Genomic DNA, 19,804 nt, shown 5'->3' with positions numbered 1-19,804 from the left:
ACGACCGGGGCCCCGGAGAGCGAACCCGCTCTCCGGGGCCCCGCCGTGTCCGCCCTCAGCCCTCCTGCGCGGTCGGGCGCTGCTGGTTCGCCCGCTGCCCGTCGGCGGCGTCGCCGGTCCGGCTCTCGGTGCGCCGCCTGCGGGCCAGGTAGTCGAGCAGGATCAGCTCGACGGCGTCCTGCGGGCTCTTGGTACCGGAGAGCATCATCGCGTCGATCGCGAGATTGGCGTCGAGCGTGACGGTGACCTGGGCCATGTGACTCCTCGGGTAGGAGCAGCAGCATGCCCGGCGGGACCGGTTTTGACCACGGTCCGGCCGCCCTGCGCGCGGGCGCGCCGCAGCCCCCGGGGAGGAGCGACCAGACTCTCCCCGGGGGCTGCGGCGTACCCGTGCGGACCGGATCGGCCCGCACGGGAGGGGATCAGACCCGGCCGGCGAAGTCCGGGGCCCAGTTGGCGATGGTCTGGGTCCGCACGCCCGCGCTGGGGTTGGCGGCCTCGACGTACTTGCCGTCGCCGATGTAGAGCGCGACGTGGTGAACGCCCGAGTCCTGGCCGTTGTTGGACCAGAACAGCAGGTCGCCCGGCTTGAGGGCGTCCAGCGAGACGTGGGTGCTGGCGGCGGCCTGGTCGGCGGCGACGCGCGGCACGGAGATGCCCGCGGCGCGCAGCGCGGCCTGGGTCAGACCGGAGCAGTCCCAGCCGCCGTTGCCGGTGCCGCCGTAGACGTAGGCCTGGCCGACCTTCGACAGGGCGAAGGAGACCGCGGCGGCCATGCTGCCGGTGGCGGCCTGGGCCGGGGCCTGGGCCGTCTCCTGGGCGGCGGGCTTGGCGGCCGGGGCCTGGGTCGGCGCGGCCGGCTTGGCGGCGGTCGCGGTGGTGCCGGCGGCCTGGCCGGTCGCGCCCGAGGAGCGGTTGAACCAGTCGAAGCCCTGGCCGGACTCGTCCGAGGCCTGGGCCTTGGCGCGGTCGCCCAGGCTCAGGTGCTGGCCCGGGTAGATGACGTGCGGGCCGGCGGTGAGGGAGCTGCGGTTGAGCTCGTAGAGCCGCTCCCAGCCGCCCTGGATGTCGTTCTTGTCGGCGATCGAGGAGAGCCAGTCGCCGGCGACCACGGTGTAGTCGTCGGACGAGGTCCGGGAGGCCTGGCCGTCGGCCTGACGGTGGTACTGCTGCCAGTTCTGACCGCCCTGCGACTGCTGGGCGGAGTCGCCGGCGGCCGGGGCCTCGGCGGGCTTCGGGGCGGCCTTGGGCGCGGCCGGCTTGGCGGCGGGGGCCGGGGTCTGCGCCGGGGCCGGGGTCTGCGCCGGGGCCGGGGCGGCCTTCGGGGCGGCCGGCTTGGCGGCGGTGGAGGTGTCGACGGCGGCCGGGGTGCCGCCCTTGGTCAGACCGGCCTGGACGGAGCAGACCGGCCAGGCGCCGGGGCCCTGGGAGGCGAGCACCTTCTCGGCGATCGCGATCTGCTGGTCCTTGGTGGCGAGGTCGGCGCGGGCGGCGTACGCGGTGCCACCGAACGCGGCCCAGGTGCTGCTGGTGAACTGGAGGCCGCCGTAGAAGCCGTTGCCGGTGTTGATGCTCCAGTTGCCGGTGCTCTCGCACTGGGCGACCTTGTCCCAGGTGGCGACCGAGGCGGCGGAGGCGCTGCCGGCGGTGAGGCAGGGGACGGTGAGGCCGATGCCGACGACGCCGAGGGTGGCGATCGCGCGGCGGGTGCGGCCGGACAGACGGGTGCCGTTGGTGGGCAGCATGAAGACGTGGTCCTCTCCCACGCCTGCGAGGTGAGCTGTCGGATTCGGGCTGGAGTTGCCCGGCCGCGCTGTGGCTGCGGCTTCACCCCTAGCCCTGAACCGGTCACGAGGACCGGTCCGGGGCGACTTACCTGTGGTTCCCCCGCTCCTGCCGTGGTGCGTTCCGCGCTGCCAGCGCACCCGACGGCAGGACTCGGCGTTGCGGGTGTGCTGGGTCCGTGTGGCCACGAACGGGGAGCACGTTAAGCAGACTTAAGTTCAAACCGCAAACATGTGTGACGCTCGTCACGGTTTGCGAAAGCGGTGGTGAATGGCTGTCCACCATGATCAGAAATGACCGATTTCAGGCAACGCCCGTCGGAGTCACGGCAACTGCCTATGCTTCAGGACGTCAGGATCGACGCGGCCGTCTGGGGGGAGGGCTACGCAACGATGGCCATGGACGAGGACCCGGAGGCCGGTCGGCCGGCCGCGCGACCGCGCGGCGCGCATCGCCGGGCAAAACACCGCAGAGCGGACATCCCGCCCGCCGAACCCCGAACTCCCGTCCGTCGTCGGACGATGCTGCGCTGGCTGGCCGTCGGCACGGTGTTCGCGGCGGTCGCCGGCGAGGAGGCGCTGCGGCGCTCCCTGGACGGCCGCTCCGAGCCCGTGGCCGCCGTGGAGGGCCCCCTCCCCGCCCCGGGGGCGGACAGCCCGGCCGCCGGGCACCAGCACGGCGCCCCGTCGCCCCCGGGGGCGTCCGGCGGGACCACCGACCCCGCGCCCGGGGGCACTCCCGGGGGCGCCGCCGCGCCCGAGCAGCCCACCCCCGACCAGCCCACCCCCGACCAGCCCACCCCCGACCAGGGCGGCCGCCGCTGGTCCGATCCCGCCGGCTGGGGCGGCCGGGTGCCCGGCCCGCAGAACGCCGTCCGGATCACCGACCGGGTGCTGCTCGACACCGACGCCACCGTCGGCTCGCTGCTGGTCGAGCCCGGCGGCGCGCTCACCTTCGCCGCCGACCGCAGCCTCACCCTCGCCGCGAACGGCAACGTCGAGATCCGCGGCACCCTCGCGCTCGCCCCCGACGGCGCCGCCGTGCACACCGTGCGCTTCCCCGCCGTCGACGAGCGGCGCTTCCGGGGCGACGGCATGAAGGTGGTCGACACCGACGTCGGACTCTGGGTCACCGGCACCGGGTACCTGCGGCTGGACGGCGCCGCCAAGACCGCCTGGGCGCGTGCGGACCGGGCGCTCGGCGCCGGCGACACCACCGTCACCCTGGCCGCGCCGCCCACCGGTTGGCTGCCCGGCGACGAACTGGCCGTCACCCCGACCGGCCCGCCGGACGAGGAAGGCTTCTCCACCCGCTACGACCTGGCCGTCGTCCGGTCCGTCAGCGGATCCACCGTCACCCTGGCGGCGCCGCTGACGTACGCGCACCCCCGGGTGAGCGCCGGAGGGGGCGTCACGGTCGGCGCCGAGGTGCTCAACCTGACCCGCAGCGTGCGGATCGAGGGCACCGCCGAGGGCCGCGCCCACGTCCACCTCACCAGCTCCCGCCGGGCCGACCTGCGCCACGCGACGCTGCGCTGGGTCGGCCCGCGCACCGACACCGGGGAGTCCTGGAAGGGCCCGGACGGCAGCGCCCCGGTCACCGCCCCGGTGCTCGGCCGCTACGGGCTGCACTTCCACATGCTCGGCGACACCACCCGGGGGACCGTCGTCGAGGGCGTGGTGGTGCGCGACGCGGGGAGCCACGCCTTCGTCCCGCACGCCAGCCACGGCATCACCTTCCGCAGCTGCATCAGCCACGACACCTGGGAGGACGCCTACTGGTGGGACGGCCCGCTGGACACCCGCACCCCGCAGCAGCCGTCCGACGACATCGTCTACGAGTCCTGCGTCGCCTCCCGCACGCTGCTGGAGCCCAACCCGCGGGCCTACCGGCTGACCGGCTTCAACCTCGGCGCCGGCACCGGCGGCAAGGCGCTGGACTGCGTCGCCGTGGGCGTCCAGGGAGCCAACGGCGCCTCCGGTTTCGAGTGGCCGGAGAACAGCGAGGGGGTCTGGGACTTCCGGCGCTGCCTGGCCCACAACAACCTGCAGAACGGCATCTTCGTCTGGCTGAACGCCCAGCAGCACCACGTGGTCACCGAGTTCGCGGCCTACCACAACGGCGGGTGGGGCATCGAGCACGGCGCCTACCTCAACGACTTCGACTACACCGCGAGCGTGCTGTACGGCAACGGCGGCGGGGGAGTGGCGCTGCACTCGCTCGGCCGGGACAAGGGCACCCTCTTCGACGGGCTGCTGATCGACGCCGCCGGGCAGAGCGACTTCGCCGTCTCCACCGCGCGGCACGAACTCGCCGGGGAGGCCGTCACCTTCAGCCGCAGCCGGTTCACCGGCCACCGCAGGGCCGGGATCGCCTTCCGTGCCGACCGGGACGGCAAGCCGGACGACATCCTCGTGCTGGACTGCGAGTTCGGCGGCAACGAGCTCTGGATCGATCCGGAGTCCGCGCCGCCCGGGAACATCCTGCTGCGCCGCGCGGGGCAGACCGAGGTGCTGCAGGTGCGCAAGGCGGACGGCGGCGGCGCCGCGCAGCCGCAGTGGAACGCGACCGCGGTGCCGGTGGCCGCCTTCGCCGCGCAGTCCCGGCCGGTGCAGCTGCCGGCGCTGCGGCCGGTGGACGCCGCGGCGGTCACCGGACGGGTGGGCGGGCGTTCCTGAGGCGGGCGCGGGGCGAGTGTGCGGGCCGGCGGGTGCGGGGCCGACCCGGGCGCCGTCCCGCGCGTCCCGGGCATCCCGGGTGGACACGTCGAGGGCCCGGAGCGCGTGTGCTCCGGGCCCTTCGGCGTTCGCGGCCCGCTACTCGGCGGCGGCCTCCCCGGCCTCCTCGGCAGCGGCCTGCTCGGCGGCGGCCGCCTCGGCGTACGCCTCGGGGGCGACGGCCGGCAGCACGGCCAGGTAGGTGGAGGCGATCAGCTGGCCCACCGTCGGGTAGGCGCCGAGCGGCGCGGCGCTCGGGCAGCCGGTCTCCTCGGCGGCCGTGGCGAGCAGCTCGGAGTCCGCCTCCGGGCCGATCACCAGCGGGGCCAGTGCCGGGCGCTGGGAGCCGGTCTCCTTGAGGTGCGCGACGGCGGCGGCCACCGACCCGGGCACGTCGAGCGCGGCGGGGACGACCGGCACCGCGAGGCGGGCGGCCAGCAGCACGCCGGTGATGCCGGCCGCCGCGGCGGCCTCCTCGCCACCGACCGTGGTGAGGACCACGCCGTCCGCGGCCGTCGCGATGGCGAACAGCCGGGCGCGGTCGGCCCGGGCCAGCCCGGCCTCGGAGAGGCGGACGTGGACGGCCTCGGCGAGCAGCGGGTGCGGGCCGAGGACGTCGGTGACGTGGGCGCCGTACTCGGCGGCCAGCGCGTGCAGTTCGGTCAGGAAGCCGTGCGGGCCGGGGACCAGCGGCACCACGACCGGGGCGGGCTGACCCGTCCCGGCGGCGTGCGCCAGCAGTTCGGCGACGGTGAACTCGTCATTGCCGGGCTCGCTCTCGCCCGCGACGCCGGTGAGGTAGCCGGCCGCGGTCTGCACGCCGTTCTGCTCGCTGCGTACGATCGAGAGCAGTTCCTCGACGACGGAACGGGACTCCGGCCCGGCGGTCGCGGGCACCGCGAGCACCAGGGCCGGGGAGCCGGCCGGGATCTCGGGGCGCTCGGGGCGGCGGTGGCGCCCCCGCGCACGGGAGCCTGGGGTGCGGACGGGCAGTGGCGCGCCCGGGATGGCTGCGGTGCTCATGGCGGAGATCGTAGGACATCGGCCCGCCAAGGCTGCAGTCGGCTGCCGTACCGGGAGGGGCGGGCCGCCCGAAAAGCGGACATACCGTGATCAATCCCTGCTTGGGCACCACTTCTTCCTGAGACGTGACAGGAGGTGCGGCACGTTGCAGCCGTGGCGCGTGAGATGTCTCACAGCATGCGGACGGCCTGACGGAGTGTCACGGCGACGCGACTCCGGGCGTTCGAAGATCAACATTCAGCGGGCGGCTGCCTACGGGCGGTTATCGGAGTCCTCCCGGTTCGGTCGGCTATGTCCGCATACGTTCCGCCAGGTGTCGAGGCGGTGAAGAGTTCCGATTAATCGACGAATGCCCCGTGCACCTGCAACGTCCCGTGCTGATGCACGTGCACTGGAGCTATCATCGCGTCAAGTGAGGCGTTGTGCCGGGCCGGTACGGGGCCGGCCCAGTCGTTCGGCTGAGTGCCGGGGCGCCGAGCTGGACGACTACTCCGGAGCTCTTCGGGAGATTTCTATGCACGACAGTTACGACACGTACAACGGGATGGCGGCTGCGGACCTCAAGAACGTGGTCTGGCAGAAGAGCCTGCACAGCAACTCTCAGGGCAACTGCGTCGAGTTCGCTGCCCTCCCGGGGGGCGACGTGGCGATGCGGAACTCACGCTTCCCGGAAGGTCCGGCACTGATCTACACCCGGGCCGAGATCGCGGCGCTGTTGCTGGGCGCCAAGGACGGGGAGTTCGACCACCTGGCGGTCTGACCGTTCGTCCTCTTCACCATCGGGGGGCCGTCGTGGGTGCTGACACCACGACGGCCTTAGTCTTCTCCGGCCGTCCGCCCCGTGGTGGGCGCCGCTGCGCGGATGTCGTCGTGCCGGACGTCGCCCGGGGAGCCGTCGCCGGGTGGTGGCCGGGTGCTGCGTGACCGGCTGCCGCGGACCGGGCTGCTCCGGGGAGCGGGGGTCGCTGCGGGGCCGGGTGCGGCGAGGGGCGTGCGGGGCCTCGGGCCGGGAGCGGTGTGGTGGTCCTCCCCGGTGCCGCGGGCCACGACTAGGCCGAGCGGCGATGCCGTCCGCCGAGCTCCGGAAGCGCGACCGCCTCGGCTTCGAACAGGGCCCAGACCACCTTGCCGCCGCCCAGCGGGTGCCAACCCCAGGACCGGCTGAAGGAGTCCACCAGGTGCAACCCGCGGCCCGACTCGGCGACGAAGTCCGCCTCCCGCGCCACCGGCCCGGTGCTGCTGGGGTCGCTGACCGCGCAGACCACCTGCGGTGCGCGGTGCACCAGGCTTATTCGGATCGGCAGCCGCCCCTCGGGTGCGGGCTGGGTGGGGAAGTCGTAGTCGTCGAGCGCGCCGCCCGTCGCACCGGGGCACGCACCGATCGCGTGCCGCAGGGCGTTGGTCACCAGTTCCGAGGCCACCAGCGCGACATCGTCGAACAGCTCGCTCAGTCCCCAGCGCTGAAGAGCGGTCCTGGCGAAGTCGCGCGCGGTTCTGACGGCTTCGTAGCGGGGGGCGAGCGTACAGGTGACCACATGGGGATCGACTGCCAAGGCCGTACCGGTGCTCATGAAGAGCTCCTCCCATAAGGGGGCGGACACGGCTGGACCCGCCGGGGTCATGCCGGTCACCTCCGACTCGCTAGGCCGCGCGGCCGCCCCCTCGACCAGTCGCGCGCGCACACGAAGGCCCGGTGGCGCGAGGGCGCTGCCGGGCTGGTGCGCGGAGTCGCGCGTGGGGTCGACGCGGAGCCCGCGGGATTGCCAGGGATGTGCAGGTGCACGTGCACCATGGTCCTCTGCGCTCACTGCAGATGCAAGAGTCGATTCACGTGCAGTCGTACAAATGGCATATGCAAGCGCCGAATGCACGTGCATCCTGGTGTGCGGAGTGCAGAACTGATAGGAACATCCGTCAGTATCGGCACCGTGAGCGCTCAACTGATGGCAGACTGTGCGCTGTTTGCCCTAGGTGGAGGTTTCGACCGCATGACCACAGTTCAGCCGGGCGGCGGCTCGATGGTCCGCCGGATCCTCCTCGGCTCCCAGCTGCGCCGGCTCCGCGAGGCGCGCGGCATCACCCGCGAGGACGCGGGCTATGCGATCCGTGCCTCCGAGTCCAAGATCAGCCGCATGGAGCTCGGCCGCGTCAGCTTCAAGGAGCGTGACGTCGCCGACCTGCTCAGCCTCTACGGCGTGGACGACGGCGGCGAGCGCGAGGCGCTGCTCGGCCTGGTCCGCGAGGCCAACAAGTCCGGCTGGTGGCACAGCTTCAACGACGTGCTGCCGGGCTGGTTCCAGACCTATGTCGGCCTGGAGGAGGCCGCCGCACTGATCCGCACCTACGAGGTCCAGTTCATCCCCGGCCTGTTGCAGTCCGAGGAGTACGCACGGGCGGTTTTCGGCCAGAGTCGCCCGGTGATCAGCGAGGACGAGGTCGAGCGGCGGGTCAGCCTCCGGCTGCGCCGCCAGAAGCTGCTCACCGAGGGCAGCAGCCCCCGGCTCTGGGCCGTCATCGACGAGGCCGCGCTGCGCCGGCCGGTCGGCGGCCCCAAGGTGATGCGCGGTCAGGTCCAGTACCTGATCGACGTCGCCGAGCAGGCCAACGTGGTGATCCAGGTGATGCCGTTCCGCTTCGGCGCACACGCCGGGGAGTCCGGGGCGTTCACCATCCTGCGCTTCCCCGAGCAGGACCTCGCCGACGTGGTCTACCTGGAGCAGCTCACCAGCGCGCTGTACCTCGACAAGCGCGACGACGTCGACGCGTACATCCAGGTCATGGAGCGGCTCTGCGTCGACAGCCTGACGCCGGAGCGCACCATCGACCTGCTGGCGTCGATCCTCAAGGAGCGCTGACCCCGCCCGACCGCCCCACCGAACGGCCGCCGGCCGCCGCGCTCACCCGCGGGCCGGCGGCCGTTCGCGCTCCGGCGGCAGCGGCTGCGGCGGGAGGCCGAGGTGCCAGTCCAGGTCGTAGCGGCCGAACAGGTCGGCCCGGATCAGCGCCAGCGGCAGCTCGGCGCCCGGCAGCAGCACACCGATGCAGCCGCCCATCAGGGCGCTGCGCAGCACCGCGTGCTCGGCGAGCGGGTCGGGCGCGCCCCAGTCGCGCAGCAGTGCCTGGAGGATCGCGCCGAGCCGGCGCTGCTCCGGGTCCTGGACGAACGCGCCGGTGTCCGGGTCCAGGATCAGCGCCAGGTGCGAGCGCATCACCCGTGGGTGGTCCATCGCCAGCCCCAGCACCGTGTCTATCGCGCGGGCCAGTCGGGCCTCGGGCGTGGAGTCGGGCCCCAGGCCGTCCAGGGCGGTGGACAGCGCCTGGTGCATCATCCGGTGGGTCGCCGACTGCATGAGCAGCCGTTTGCCGTCGAAGTAGTACGAGAGCAGGCCGCGGGCGAGCCCGGCCCGCTCGGCGATGTCGGTCAGCGTGGTGCCCGCGTAGCCGTGCTCGTCGACGAGTTCGACGGTGGCGCGCATGATGCGCCGGCGGGAGCGTTGACGCATTTCCTCATTGACCGAATCCCCGCGAGGTGCCATCGTGTCTGCTCCGTACGTTCGTTGGCTCCTGGCCAATATACTGGCGGCGCGAGCGGCCGATCCCGTGGAACCCGCACTTCGGCGGGCTTGCGGGGATCGGCTCGTACGGAGGCGCCGGCTCCACCGACACGGGGGTTTGGTGGAGCCGGCGCGCGCCCGATGGCGAGGGGCTGGTGGGGTCAGCCCCTGCTCAGGATCTCGTCCCGCCGGTCGGCCAGGTCGGCGGACGGATAATCATAGTCCGGGACGGAGACGGCAGTTGCCTTCTTCCGCCGGTCGAGCACGGCGCCCACGGTGGCGATCAGGAAGCCCAGCACCGCGATCGCGGTGACGAGGACCAGCGCGGGCCGGTAGCCGTCCAGCTGGGCCTGGGCGCTGTCGCCGCCGCCGCTGCCGGCGGTGATCATCGCGGTGGCCCCGGCGAGCACCACCGCCGTGCCGACCTGGATCGCGGTGTTGACCAGCCCGGAGGCCAGGCCCTGCTCCTCGTCGGCCACGCCGTCGGTGGCGGCGATGTTCACCGAGGGGAAGGCCAGGGCGAAACCGACGCCCAGCAGGGCCATCGACGGCAGCACCAGGGTGAGGTACGAGCTGTGCTCGTCCAGCCGCAGGAACAGGGCGAAGGCGGCGGCCAGGGAGAGCAGGCCGATCGGCAGCAGCCGACCGGTGCCGAAACGGTCCACGATCGGGCCCATGAACGGGGCCGACAGGGCGATGAAGGCGCCGGCCGGGAGCAGTCCGAGCGCCATCTGCAGGGCCGACCAGCCGAGCAGGTGCTGCAGGTAGAGCGTGACCACGAACTGGAAGCCGCCGTAGGCGCCGGTCATGGTGAAGGCGATCACGTTGGCCCGGGCGACCGAGCCGTTGCGGAAGATGCCGAGCCGGACCAGCGGGTGCGCGGTGCGGCTCTCGATCACGAGGAAGGCGGCGGCCAGGGCGGCGACCACGGCGAGCGAGCCGAGGGTGCGCAGGCTCAGCCAGCCGGCGCCCTGCGCCTCGGTGACGGTGAACACCAGCAGCAGCACGGAGAGCGTGCCGGTGATCGCGCCGAGTACGTCGTACCCGCCCTTGGCCCGCTCCTCGGTGGGGCGGGGGAGCAGCCGGATCGCGAAGAGCAGGGCCAGCAGGGCGACGGGGACGGGCATCAGGAAGGTCCAGCGCCAGCCGACCGAGGTGAGCAGACCGCTGAGCACCAGGCCGAGCGAGAAGCCGCTGGCGCCGCAGGTGGTGTAGATCGACAGTGCCCGGTTGCGGGCCGGGCCCTCGGCGAACGTGGTGGTGATGATCGACAGGCCGGCGGGCGCGGTGAAGGCCGCGCTGACGCCCTTGAGGAAGCGGGCGGCGATCAGCAGGCCGCCGTCGTCGACCAGGCCGCCGAGCAGCGAGGCGCCCGCGAACACGCCGAGGGCGACCAGGAAGACCCGGCGGCGGCCGAGCAGGTCGGCGGCGCGCCCGCCGAGCAGCAGCAGGCCACCGTAACCGAGGACGTAGCCGGAGACCACCCATTGCAGTGCGGAGGTGGAGAGGTGGAGCTCGGAGCCGATGGACGGAAGGGCGACGCCGACCATGGAGACGTCCAGGGCGTCCAGGAACATCGCGGCGCAGAGCACGATCAGGGTGCCCCAGAGGCGGGGAGTCCAGCTCAGCCCGCTGGATGAAGGTTCGTCAGTTGCGGTGACGGTCGCGGTGGTCATGGGGAGGACACTACATGCACGTGCATTCAATGCAAGTGAATTAAATGCGAACGCATAAGATTCATGTGCACGTGGTACTGTGGCGAAGTGGCTGAACTCGACTCCCCGGCGGAGACAGGTCTGGTCGCCGAATGGCGCGACCTGCTGGCTCGACATGCCGCGACGACCTGCGCGCTCGATCGCGAGCTGGGGGAGAAGCACGACCTGGGCGTGAGTGAGTTCGAGGTGCTGGAGCGCCTCGTCGAGGAGCGCGACAGCGCCGTCGGCCACCAGTTGCGGGTCCAGGAGCTGGCCGACACCGTCCACCTGAGCCAGAGCGCGCTCTCGCGACTGATCGGCCGGCTGGAGAAGGCCGGGCTGGTGACGCGCACGATGTGCCCCAACGACCGGCGCGGCATCCAGGTGGCGCTCACCGAGGCCGGCTGCCGCCGCTATGCCGAGGCCCGCCCGCTGCACCGTGAGGTGCTCGCCCGGACGCTCGGTGCCGGCGGTGTCGGTGTCGGCGGTGTCGGTCTCGGTGGTGCTGTCGGCGGCGAGGGGTCGGCGCCGACCTGCCGGGTCGACTGACGTACCGTCAACGATCCTTCGGGGCGGGGGCGGAGGGCCCTTTGCGCCGCCTCCACGACTGGCGGCCCGTCAGTGGCTCCGTGCGTGGCCGGGTGCTGGGGTCGGGATCAGAACAGTGTCGAGAGCCCCGGTGCGGCGGCCAGCAGGACGGCCGCGGCGGGCGCGGCGAGCGCGGCCAGGGTGAGCCGCAGGCGGTGGGACACGGGCAGTCGGGGCCGCCCGGCGAGCAGTCGGTCCACCCGCTTCGGGGACTGCGCCAGCCCGGGCGGGCAGGAGCCGAACACCCCGCGGTCCAGGTTGAGTTCGGCCAGCGCCACGGCGGTGGTGTGCCGCCCGTGCCGGCGCGCCGCCCGGTCGTCCGCCGCCAGCTCCACGAGTTCGCCGACCTGGTCCCGGAAGGCGCTGAACACCCCGACCCCGGGGAAGCCCGAGGCGAGTGCCTGCGAGCACTGCGACAGCCAGTGGTGCCGGGCCCGGACGTGTCCGCGCTCGTGGCTCAGTACGGCCGCCAACTCCCGGTCCGTCAGCTGCTGGAGAGCTCCGGTGGTGACCACCAGGCGGGAGTTGTGGCCCGGCAGCGACCAGGCCTCGGGGCGGATGTTCTCCAGCACCACCAGCCGCTCCCGCCGATGCTTCAGGGTGTCGATGGACTCCGGCAACTCGGGTGCCCGGCTAGCCAGTTGGGCGTGCCGCCGATTGCGCAGGGCCTTCGCCGAGCGGACTTCACGGGTCAGGGCCAGCACGGTCTGCACGCCGCCCGCCGCCAGGATCGCGGCACAGAGCCGCCCCCAGCCCTCGGCCTCCTGGAGCGCGTACGCGGCCTCCACGCCGCGCGGCGCGCCGGTGAAGATCAGCTCCCGCAGTGCCGGCAGGGCGGCCGAGGCGGCCAGCACCAGGCTCAGGGCGCAGCACAGCAGGACCGCGACCACCAGGCACTGCCAGACCAGCAGGGCCAGCACGGGTTCGCGCTCGGCCCAGCGGGCCCGGGCCAGCAGCCGGGGCGCCACGGTCGAGAGCAGCAGTCCGAGCAGCAGCAGGCCGAGCAGGGCCGTCATGGCATGGGCTCCCCGAGTACGCACGGAACGCGACAGCGCGCTCCCCGCCAACCTAAGCGCTGGCGGCGCCGGGTGGAACGGCTTTCGGCCACCCAGTGACCAACGCCACGCGCGGGCCTTCGCGGACCGGCCTCACATCGTCAGGAGCATGGCGAACATGCCGATGCCCATCGCCGTGCGGCAGGCCCGGGGCAGCCCCGCGGTGCGGGTGCTCCAGGTCTGCTGGCCGCCCGGCGCGGCCAGCAGACGGGTGCCGGCCCAGAGCGAGTAGCCGCCGAAGTAGAGCAGCAGTGCGCCGGTCAGCAGCGGGGCACCCGTGCTCGTGGCGTGGTGGTGGCCGTGCGCGGGCGCGGCGGCCATCGCGAGCGCCATGTACGTCATCGCCAGCCCGCCGATCGCGTGGTGCAGCCGGTGGGCCCGTCCGGCCCGACCGCGCACCGCCGCCAGCAGGAACGCCACCGCGGGCAGCCCGAACAGCCAGGCCCAGAGTGCGGCGGGGACGGCGGCCCCGGTGACGGCCATCGCCGCCATCCCGAGCCCCATCAGCGCCTCGGCGGCATCCGACTCGTAAGCGTGCAGGCGCTTCGCTCCGGCGTCCGCCGAGCACGGCGTGCGGCCCAGGCGGCTGAGGCAGTAGGCGCCGGACGTGGCGGTGAGGGCGGCCAGCAGCCAGCTGACCAGGATCGGTCCGTGCAACGGCGGCCTCCTCCCGGAGAGCGGGGACGGGCGTACTGTCCACGATCACCGCTCGGGGCCGCGCGCATCAGGGCGCGAACGGGGGCGCACGGGAGTGCCCGCCGTAGTGAAGCCTCGGGAGGGCACTCCCGTTGCCGCAGGGCGTTACTCCGTTCGAGTGATTCCACCTCGTTCGAGAGGCGGTCCGCCGCCTGCGGTCGAGTCGTCCGGCGGTTCAGCCGTCCCCGCAGGTCCAGCCGCTCCTGCGGGTCCACCCGTTCCCGCGGGGGCGGCCGTTCCTACGGGTTCAACCGCCCGGAGGCCACGACCCGGCTCAGGAACCGCCTGGTCCGGGCGTGCTGCGGATCGCCGAACACCTGCTCCGGCGGGCCCTGTTCGAGCACCACCCCGGCCTCCAGGAAGCAGACCTGGTCCGCCACCTCGCGGGCGAAGCCCATCTCGTGGGTGGAGACGACCATCGTCATGCCCTGTTCCTTGAGGTCCCGCACCACCGCGAGCACCTCGCCGACCAGCACCGGGTCGAGCGCGGCGGTGATCTCGTCGAGCAGCAGCAGCCGCGGACCGGTGACCAGCGCGCGGACGATGGCGACGCGCTGCTGCTGCCCGCCGGAGAGCCGGTCCGGGTACTCCCGGGCCTTGGTCGCGAGTCCGAGCCGGTCCAGCAGCTCCAGCGCCGCCGCCTCGGCCTCGGCCCGGCCGCGGCGGTGCACCCGACGGGGGGCCAGCGTGACGTTCTCCAGCACCGTCATGTGCGGGAAGAGGTTGTACGCCTGGAACACCACGCCGATCCGGCGCCGGACGGCGTCCTCGTCGGTGCGCGGATCGGTGATCTCCTCGCCGTCCAGGAAGATCGCCCCGTCGTCGATCCGCTCCAGCAGGTTGGCGCACCGCATCAGGGTGGACTTGCCGGAGCCGGAGGCGCCGATCAGTGCCGTCACGGAGTGTTCGGGGACGGCGAGGTCCACGTCGCGCAGGACGAGCTGGGAGCCGAAGCTCTTGCGCACGGACTCCAGCCGCAGGACCGGGTCGGCCGCCACCGGACCGGTCGTCACCGGTTGGATCGTCACACCGCACCTCCCTGGTGCTGACGGCGGTTCATCCGACGGGTGAGCCAGTCGGTGAACCGGGTGAGCGGAACGGTCAGCACGATGAAGACCAGCCCGGCCACCACGTAGGGGGTGTAGTTGAACGACCGGCTGGCGATGATCTTCGCCGCGTACACCGCGTCGATCGCCCCGCCGATCGACACCAGGCCGGTGTCCTTCTGCAGGCTGACCAGGTTGTTCAGCAGCGGCGGCACCACCCGGCGCACCGCCTGCGGCAGCACCACGTACCGCATCGCCTGCGCGTTGCTCAGCCCCAGCGAACGGGCGGCCGCCCGCTGGCTCGGGTGCACCGAATCGATGCCGGCCCGGAAGACCTCGGAGACGTACGCCGAGTACGTCAGCACCAGCGCGGCGCCGCCGAGCAGCATCGGATCCGTGGTGACACCGGTCAGTCGCAGCGCCGGCACGCCGGTGATCATGACCAGCAGGCAGATGATCATCGGCAGGCCGAGGAAGAAGTCCACGTACGCCGTGGCCAGCAGCCGCACCGGCAGGAACACCGGCCCGCGCAGCGTCCGCAGCACCGCCAGCAATAGGCCGAAGAGCAGGATGAGCAGCCCGCAGCCGAGCATCAGCTCCAGATTGATCCGCAGGCCCCTGATCACCTCCGGCAGCGCCCGGCGGGCGTAGTCGGCGTTGAAGAACGCCTTCCGGGTGGCCTCCCAGCCGGGGGAGTTCACCACCAGCAGGTAGAGCGCCACGGCCGTGGCCAGGGTCGACGCCCCGGCGATCAGCGCCGAGCGGCGGCTGCGGCTGCGCCGGTACGCCTCGTGCGCCAGCCGGCGCGCGGACGGGCGGTAGCCGTCGTCCGGACCCTGCCGGTGCGGGCCCGTCCGCGGGTTCCGGCGCAGGCCCTTGCGGAGACCGCCGCCCTCGTCACCGTCGGCGTCACCGTCCTCGCGCAGCCCGGCCCCGGCCTCGGCGCTCATCGGGGCCTCGCTCACTTCAGGACGGGCGCGGAGACGGCGTCGGAGAGCCACTGCTGCTCCAGCTTCGCCAGCGCGCCGTCGGCCCGCAGGGCGTCGACCGCCTGCGTGACGCAACCGGTGAGCCTGGAGCCCTTGTCCAGCACCAGCCCGAACTGCTCGCCCTGGGCGGCCGCCGCGAACTGCCCGACCACCTGGGCGTCCGTCACCTCGGCGCCGGTGATGTAGAACGCCGTCGGGAGGTCCACCACCAGCGCCTCGATCTGGCCGTTCTTCAGCGCGGCCTTCGCCAGGTCGTTGGAGTCGAAGACGGCCGGCTGAACGGTCGGCCTGATGGTGTTGGTGACGACGTCCAGGCTGGTGGTGCCGACCTGCGCGCCCAGCTTGGCGCCCTTCAGGTCGGCGATGCTCCTGGCCCCGGCCGCCTTGGAGCTCTTCAGCGCGATCACCGCCTGCCGCACGTCGTAGTAGCCGGAGGAGAAGTCGACCGCCTGCTTGCGCTCGTCGCTGATCGACACCTGGTTGATGTCGAAGTCGAAGTCCTTGGCGCCCGGCGTGGTCGCCTTGCCGAACGGCGCGACCACCCAGGTCACCTTCTCCTTCGGGTACCCGAGCTTCTGGGCCACCGCGTACGCCACCGCGGACTCGAAGCCCTCGCCGTTCTCCGGCTTGTCCTGCGTGAACCACGGGTCGTACGCGGGCTTGTCGGTGCCGATCGTCAGCGTTCCCGCGGTACGGGTGGCCAGCGCGCCCGGCGCGCAGCCGCCGGCCGTCCCCGACGCACTCGCGGCGGCACCCGCGTCGGACGCGGAGTCCTGCGGGGCGCACGCGGTCAGCGCGGCGGCGGCGACCAGCAGGGCGGCGAACGGCTTGCGGAGGGAGGTCATGACAGGGCTCCTGGGAGAGGGACCGGAAGTGCGGGGAGTGGAGGGCACGGGGCGCGGGCCGGGCCCGGACCCGGGCCGCACCTCGGCGGGTCACTTCCCCCCGGTGGCGGCGCCGGAACACAGGCGGCATGGTCGGCGTACGGGGCCGCGTCCGCGGCGCCCCCCGAGCCGGATCAGCAGCAGCGGCAGAGACCGCGCGCACAACAGCAGGAAGACACCCGGAGCAGGTCGATGTGGCGTCGCGCCACCAGGATCACCGCCGGGAGCATGGCGGGAGGTTCGCATCCCCACGGTGCAGCTGTCCAGAGCATCCAGACACCCGTCCACATGCCGGACATTCGGCGTCGCCACCCCGGTTCGGGAGAATCGGCGGCAGGCCCCCCCTTGAACAGGAGAACCTGTCGTACTTATGGTGGTCTCGTTGAAATACCTCCTGTCGAAGTGAGTCCACGATGCAGAATCTTTCGCCAAGGCTCGCTGTGGCGGCCGACGCCCCGGCCTCGATCCACGCCGGCCACCCGGCCTGGCTCCGTCTGAAGGACGCCGTCGAGGCCCTGCGCCCGCTGCAGTCCAAGGACGGTTCGATCGACCTGTCCGCCGTCCAGCGGCACACGGTCGACCCGCTGGTCGCCACGGTGCGCGGCGCCATCGCGGAACTCGCCCCGCTCTTCCCGCACGACGCCGCCTACCTGGCCGCCGTCGACACGGACCTGGCCAAGTGGGCCGACACCGGCTACCGGGAGCCCGACTTCCTGGACTCGCTGCTCGCCTTCCAGCCCGCCGACCAGCGCGAGGACGGCCTGGAGCACCTGGTCGTCTTCGCGATGTACACCCAGAACGGCAACCCGAACCGCAACCTGGAAGCCGTCCTGCTGCGCGTGGTCTGGCCCGACTGGCTGGCCGAGCTGGAGCGCACCCGCTTCGACAACCCGATGTTCGTGCCGATCACCTTCACCGACTTCACGGCCGGCTACGACACCAACTCCGCCGTCCTGTTCCCCGAGACCGTGGCCGTGCGCAAGGCGCCGGACCGTTTCACCTGGGGCGGCATCTTCTGCGACCGCGAGGCCGCCCGCTTCCGCGCCGTCACCACCAGCGCCGTCCGGCAGCTCGGCCTGGAGATCCCGGCCGACGCCGAGGGCCTGCTGGAGGACCAGGAGCGCGCCCAGCAGACCTTCGTCCTGTGGGACCTCGTCCACGACCGCACCCACAGCCACGGCGACCTGCCGTTCGACCCCTTCATGATCAAGCAGCGCAGCCCGTTCTGGATGTACGGCCTGGAAGAGCTCCGCTGTGACCTCACCGCCTTCAAGGAGGCCGTGAAGCTGCAGGCCGAGGGCTACCCCCAGGGCCGCGACGTCCAGTACGCCATCCTCTTCGACCGGATGTTCCGCTTCCCGGTCAGCGGTGACCGCGTGCGCAACTACGACGGCATGGGCGGCCAGCTGCTCTTCGCCTACCTGCACAAGCACGACGCGCTGCGCTGGCGCGACAACCGCCTGAGCATCGACTGGGACCGCGTCGCCGACGTCACCAACGCGCTCTGCGGCGAGATCGAGACCCTCTACCGCGACGGCATCGACCGCCCCAAGACGGCGCACTGGATCGCCGCCTACCAGCTGGTCTCCCGCTACCTCACCCCGCACCCGGCCTCCACCTGGGCGAAGGGCCCCGACGCGCTGCCGCTGGACACCGCCGACGGCAAGGCGCTCAACAAGGCCCTGTGCGACGCGGTCCACCCGGACGAGTTCCCGCTGAGCATGTTCTACGAGGCCCTCGCCAAGAAGCTCGGCGGCGTCATCGCCGCCACCACCGGCATCACCGGCGCCGGCATCCAGGAGGTCGCCGCGTGAACACCCACCTCGAAGGCAAGGTCATCGCCGTCGCCGGAGCCAGTGGCCCGGCCGGCCAGGCCGTCCTGCGCCGCCTCGCCGCCGACGGCGCCACCGTGATCGGCGCCGACATCGACCCGCAGCGGCTGGAGAAGGCCCTCGACACCGTGCGCGCGGCCGTCCCCGGCGCGCGGATCAGCGGCCAGGTCATCGACCTGCTCGACCCGCAGGAGGTCCACGACTGGGCCGACCACCTGGAGGCCGAGCACGGCCACGTCGACGGCCTGCTGCACCTGGTCGGCGGCTGGCGCGGCAGCAAGAAGTTCTTCGACACCCGGATCGACGACTGGGACTTCCTGCACGACACCGTGGTGCGCACGCTCCAGCACACCTCGCTCGCCTTCCAGCCCGCGCTGGTCCGCAGCGAGTCCGGCCGGTACGCCATGATCTCCGCCTCGGCCGCCCACAAGCCGACCGCCGGTGGCGCCGCCTACGCGGCCGCCAAGGCCGCCACCGAGGCCTGGACGCTCTCCATGGCGGACTCCTTCAAGAAGGAGACCACCGCGGAGGACGGCGAGCCGACCGCCGCAGCTGCGATCCTGGTGATCAAGGCGTTGGTCAGCCCCGAGATGCGGGCCGAGAAGCCGGACGCCAAGTTCACCGGCTTCACGGACACTGCCGACCTCGCCACCGCCCTCGCGGGCCTCTGGGACCGCCCCGCAGCAGAACTGAACGGACAGCACCTGTGGCTGACAGCCCGATGACCGGCACCACCTCGACCGACGCGGTTCGGCGGCACGACCCCGCCGTCCGCGGCTTCGCCAGCGACAACTACGCCGGCGTGCACCCGGAGGTCCTCGCCGCGATAGCCCTCGCCAACGGCGGCCACCAGGTCGCCTACGGCGAGGACGACTACACCACCCACCTGCAGGACGTCTTCCGCCGCCACTTCGGCGAGAAGGCCGAGGCGTACCCCGTCTTCAACGGCACCGGCGCCAACGTCGTCGCCCTGCAGGCGCTGCTCCCGCGCTGGGGCGCGGTGGTCGCGGCCGAGAGCGCCCACATCAACGTGGACGAGGGCGGCGCGCCGGAGAAGATGGGCGGCATCAAGCTGCTCACCGTCCCCACCCCGGACGGCAAGCTCACCCCCGAGCTGCTCGACCAGCAGGCCTGGGGCTTCGGTGACGAGCACCGCGCGCAGCCGCTCGCGGTCTCGATCACCCAGAGCACCGAGCTCGGCACCCTCTACACGGTGGAGGAGATCCGGGCCATCGTCGACCACGCCCACCAGCTCGGCATGCTGGTGCACGTGGACGGCTCCCGCCTCGCCAACGCCGCCGCCTCGCTCGGCGTGCCGCTGCGCGCCTTCACCACGGACGTCGGCGTGGACGTGCTCTCGTACGGCGGGACGAAGAACGGCCTGCTCTTCGGCGAGGTCGTGGTGGTCCTGAACCCCGAGCGGGTCCGGAACATCAAGTACCTGCGCAAGACCTCGATGCAGCTCGCGTCGAAGATGCGCTTCGTGTCGGTCCAGTTCGAGGCGCTGCTCGCGGGCGACCTCTATCTGCGCAACGCCGGCCACGCCAACGCCATGGCCAGCCGGCTGGAGGCGGCCGTCCGCGAGATCGAGGGCGTGACGGTCGTCCGCCCGGTCGAGGCCAACGCGGTCTTCGCGATTCTTCCGCGTGAGGTCAGCGAGCGACTGCAGAAGCGTTACCGCTTCTACTTCTGGAACGAGCACACCGGTGAGGTCCGCTGGATGTGTTCGTACGACACCACCGAGGCGGACATCGACGCCTTCGCGGCTGCCATCGCCGAGGAGATGGGCCGCGCCTGACGGCACCGGTGACAGCGGATCGTCCCGTCCTGCGACAGCAGGGCGGGACGATTTGCATGTGGCGGGCCGGTCCCCGTACAGTTCCGGAGTCGCACCGAGAGGGGCGGCGGAATGCGAATCCGATGAATGAAACTCCGGAAAAC

General features: G+C 72.6%; 19 protein-coding genes and 1 riboswitch. Of the genes, 7 read left to right on the top strand and 12 right to left on the bottom strand.

The window, feature by feature from the left end:
- Nucleotides 1-55: 55 nt before the first annotated feature.
- Nucleotides 56-256 carry a hypothetical protein gene (locus ACFVYI_RS14295; protein WP_387884874.1) on the bottom strand — a complete coding sequence of 67 codons (201 nt, stop codon included), beginning with the start codon at nucleotides 254-256 and terminating at the stop codon, nucleotides 56-58.
- A gap of 166 nt (nucleotides 257-422) precedes the next feature.
- Complete coding sequence (locus ACFVYI_RS14290) at nucleotides 423-1,766, bottom strand: transglycosylase family protein (protein ID WP_387884871.1); 1,344 nt, start codon at nucleotides 1,764-1,766, stop codon at nucleotides 423-425.
- Nucleotides 1,753-1,954, bottom strand: a riboswitch (cyclic di-AMP (ydaO/yuaA leader). Its footprint overlaps the gene before it by 14 nt.
- 352 nt (nucleotides 1,955-2,306) lie before the next feature.
- On the opposite strand from ACFVYI_RS14290, the gene ACFVYI_RS14285 reads away from it, so the two are divergent.
- Nucleotides 2,307-4,463 (top strand): hypothetical protein, encoded by a 2,157-nt coding sequence (locus tag ACFVYI_RS14285; RefSeq protein WP_387884868.1) that lies wholly within the window; start codon nucleotides 2,307-2,309, stop codon nucleotides 4,461-4,463.
- 138 nt (nucleotides 4,464-4,601) lie between these two features.
- Here the strand turns inward: ACFVYI_RS14285 and ACFVYI_RS14280 are convergent, their stop codons facing one another.
- Complete coding sequence (locus tag ACFVYI_RS14280) at nucleotides 4,602-5,525, bottom strand: hypothetical protein (RefSeq protein ID WP_387884865.1); 924 nt, start codon at nucleotides 5,523-5,525, stop codon at nucleotides 4,602-4,604.
- Nucleotides 5,526-6,039: 514 nt separating this feature from the next.
- Here ACFVYI_RS14280 and ACFVYI_RS14275 point away from each other — a divergent pair.
- Nucleotides 6,040-6,285, top strand: a complete 246-nt coding sequence (locus ACFVYI_RS14275; RefSeq protein ID WP_387884863.1) for a DUF397 domain-containing protein — start codon at nucleotides 6,040-6,042, stop codon at nucleotides 6,283-6,285.
- Nucleotides 6,286-6,574: 289 nt separating this feature from the next.
- Here ACFVYI_RS14275 and ACFVYI_RS14270 read toward each other — a convergent pair whose 3' ends face one another.
- A complete protein-coding gene (locus ACFVYI_RS14270; RefSeq protein WP_387884860.1) occupies nucleotides 6,575-7,096 on the bottom strand; it encodes an ATP-binding protein in 522 nt (173 codons plus the stop codon).
- A 417-nt stretch (nucleotides 7,097-7,513) separates the two neighbouring features.
- Between ACFVYI_RS14270 and ACFVYI_RS14265 the strand changes: the two genes are divergently transcribed.
- On the top strand, nucleotides 7,514-8,380 hold the full coding sequence (locus ACFVYI_RS14265; RefSeq protein ID WP_387884857.1) for a helix-turn-helix domain-containing protein: 867 nt from the start codon (nucleotides 7,514-7,516) through the stop codon (nucleotides 8,378-8,380).
- A gap of 42 nt (nucleotides 8,381-8,422) precedes the next feature.
- On the opposite strand, the gene ACFVYI_RS14260 is transcribed toward ACFVYI_RS14265, so the two are convergent.
- Nucleotides 8,423-9,028 carry a TetR/AcrR family transcriptional regulator gene (locus ACFVYI_RS14260; protein WP_387884854.1) on the bottom strand — a complete coding sequence of 202 codons (606 nt, stop codon included), beginning with the start codon at nucleotides 9,026-9,028 and terminating at the stop codon, nucleotides 8,423-8,425.
- A gap of 212 nt (nucleotides 9,029-9,240) precedes the next feature.
- Nucleotides 9,241-10,755: an MFS transporter gene (locus ACFVYI_RS14255; protein WP_387884852.1), complete on the bottom strand. Its 1,515-nt coding sequence runs from the start codon at nucleotides 10,753-10,755 to the stop codon at nucleotides 9,241-9,243.
- An 87-nt stretch (nucleotides 10,756-10,842) separates the two neighbouring features.
- On the opposite strand from ACFVYI_RS14255, the gene ACFVYI_RS14250 reads away from it, so the two are divergent.
- Nucleotides 10,843-11,322, top strand: a complete 480-nt coding sequence (locus ACFVYI_RS14250) for a MarR family winged helix-turn-helix transcriptional regulator (protein WP_387884849.1) — start codon at nucleotides 10,843-10,845, stop codon at nucleotides 11,320-11,322.
- A 107-nt stretch (nucleotides 11,323-11,429) separates the two neighbouring features.
- Here the strand turns inward: ACFVYI_RS14250 and ACFVYI_RS14245 are convergent, their stop codons facing one another.
- From ACFVYI_RS14245 to ACFVYI_RS14220, 6 genes are all read right to left on the bottom strand, one after another.
- Nucleotides 11,430-12,377 (bottom strand): M56 family metallopeptidase, encoded by a 948-nt coding sequence (locus ACFVYI_RS14245; protein WP_387884846.1) that lies wholly within the window; start codon nucleotides 12,375-12,377, stop codon nucleotides 11,430-11,432.
- A gap of 132 nt (nucleotides 12,378-12,509) precedes the next feature.
- A complete protein-coding gene (locus tag ACFVYI_RS14240) occupies nucleotides 12,510-13,073 on the bottom strand; it encodes a DUF5134 domain-containing protein (protein ID WP_387884845.1) in 564 nt (187 codons plus the stop codon).
- A 278-nt stretch (nucleotides 13,074-13,351) separates the two neighbouring features.
- On the bottom strand, nucleotides 13,352-14,140 hold the full coding sequence (locus tag ACFVYI_RS14235; protein ID WP_387884842.1) for an amino acid ABC transporter ATP-binding protein: 789 nt from the start codon (nucleotides 14,138-14,140) through the stop codon (nucleotides 13,352-13,354).
- Nucleotides 14,137-15,108, bottom strand: a complete 972-nt coding sequence (locus ACFVYI_RS14230; protein ID WP_387885082.1) for an amino acid ABC transporter permease — start codon at nucleotides 15,106-15,108, stop codon at nucleotides 14,137-14,139. The genes ACFVYI_RS14235 and ACFVYI_RS14230 overlap by 4 nt, the downstream gene beginning before the upstream one ends.
- Before the next feature lie 11 nt (nucleotides 15,109-15,119).
- Nucleotides 15,120-15,992 carry an ABC transporter substrate-binding protein gene (locus ACFVYI_RS14225; protein WP_387884839.1) on the bottom strand — a complete coding sequence of 291 codons (873 nt, stop codon included), beginning with the start codon at nucleotides 15,990-15,992 and terminating at the stop codon, nucleotides 15,120-15,122.
- Between the two features lie 173 nt (nucleotides 15,993-16,165).
- Entirely contained in the window at nucleotides 16,166-16,261 is a 96-nt protein-coding gene (locus tag ACFVYI_RS14220; protein WP_387885079.1) for a putative leader peptide, read from the bottom strand.
- A gap of 183 nt (nucleotides 16,262-16,444) precedes the next feature.
- On the opposite strand from ACFVYI_RS14220, the gene ACFVYI_RS14215 reads away from it, so the two are divergent.
- From ACFVYI_RS14215 to ACFVYI_RS14205, 3 genes are read left to right on the top strand one after another with little or no spacing between them, the layout of a single operon-like run.
- Complete coding sequence (locus tag ACFVYI_RS14215; RefSeq protein ID WP_387884836.1) at nucleotides 16,445-17,845, top strand: DUF6421 family protein; 1,401 nt, start codon at nucleotides 16,445-16,447, stop codon at nucleotides 17,843-17,845.
- Nucleotides 17,842-18,588 (top strand): SDR family NAD(P)-dependent oxidoreductase, encoded by a 747-nt coding sequence (locus tag ACFVYI_RS14210; RefSeq protein WP_360641731.1) that lies wholly within the window; start codon nucleotides 17,842-17,844, stop codon nucleotides 18,586-18,588. The genes ACFVYI_RS14215 and ACFVYI_RS14210 overlap by 4 nt, the downstream gene beginning before the upstream one ends.
- On the top strand, nucleotides 18,585-19,661 hold the full coding sequence (locus tag ACFVYI_RS14205) for a threonine aldolase family protein (RefSeq protein ID WP_387885076.1): 1,077 nt from the start codon (nucleotides 18,585-18,587) through the stop codon (nucleotides 19,659-19,661). Before ACFVYI_RS14210 ends, ACFVYI_RS14205 begins: the two co-directional genes overlap by 4 nt.
- Nucleotides 19,662-19,804: the final 143 nt, after the last annotated feature.

Origin of the sequence: Kitasatospora sp. NPDC058218, assembly GCF_042882445.1 — a bacterium.
Lineage (GTDB): Bacteria > Actinomycetota > Actinomycetes > Streptomycetales > Streptomycetaceae > Kitasatospora.
This window is presented reverse-complemented; position numbering and strand designations above follow the sequence as displayed.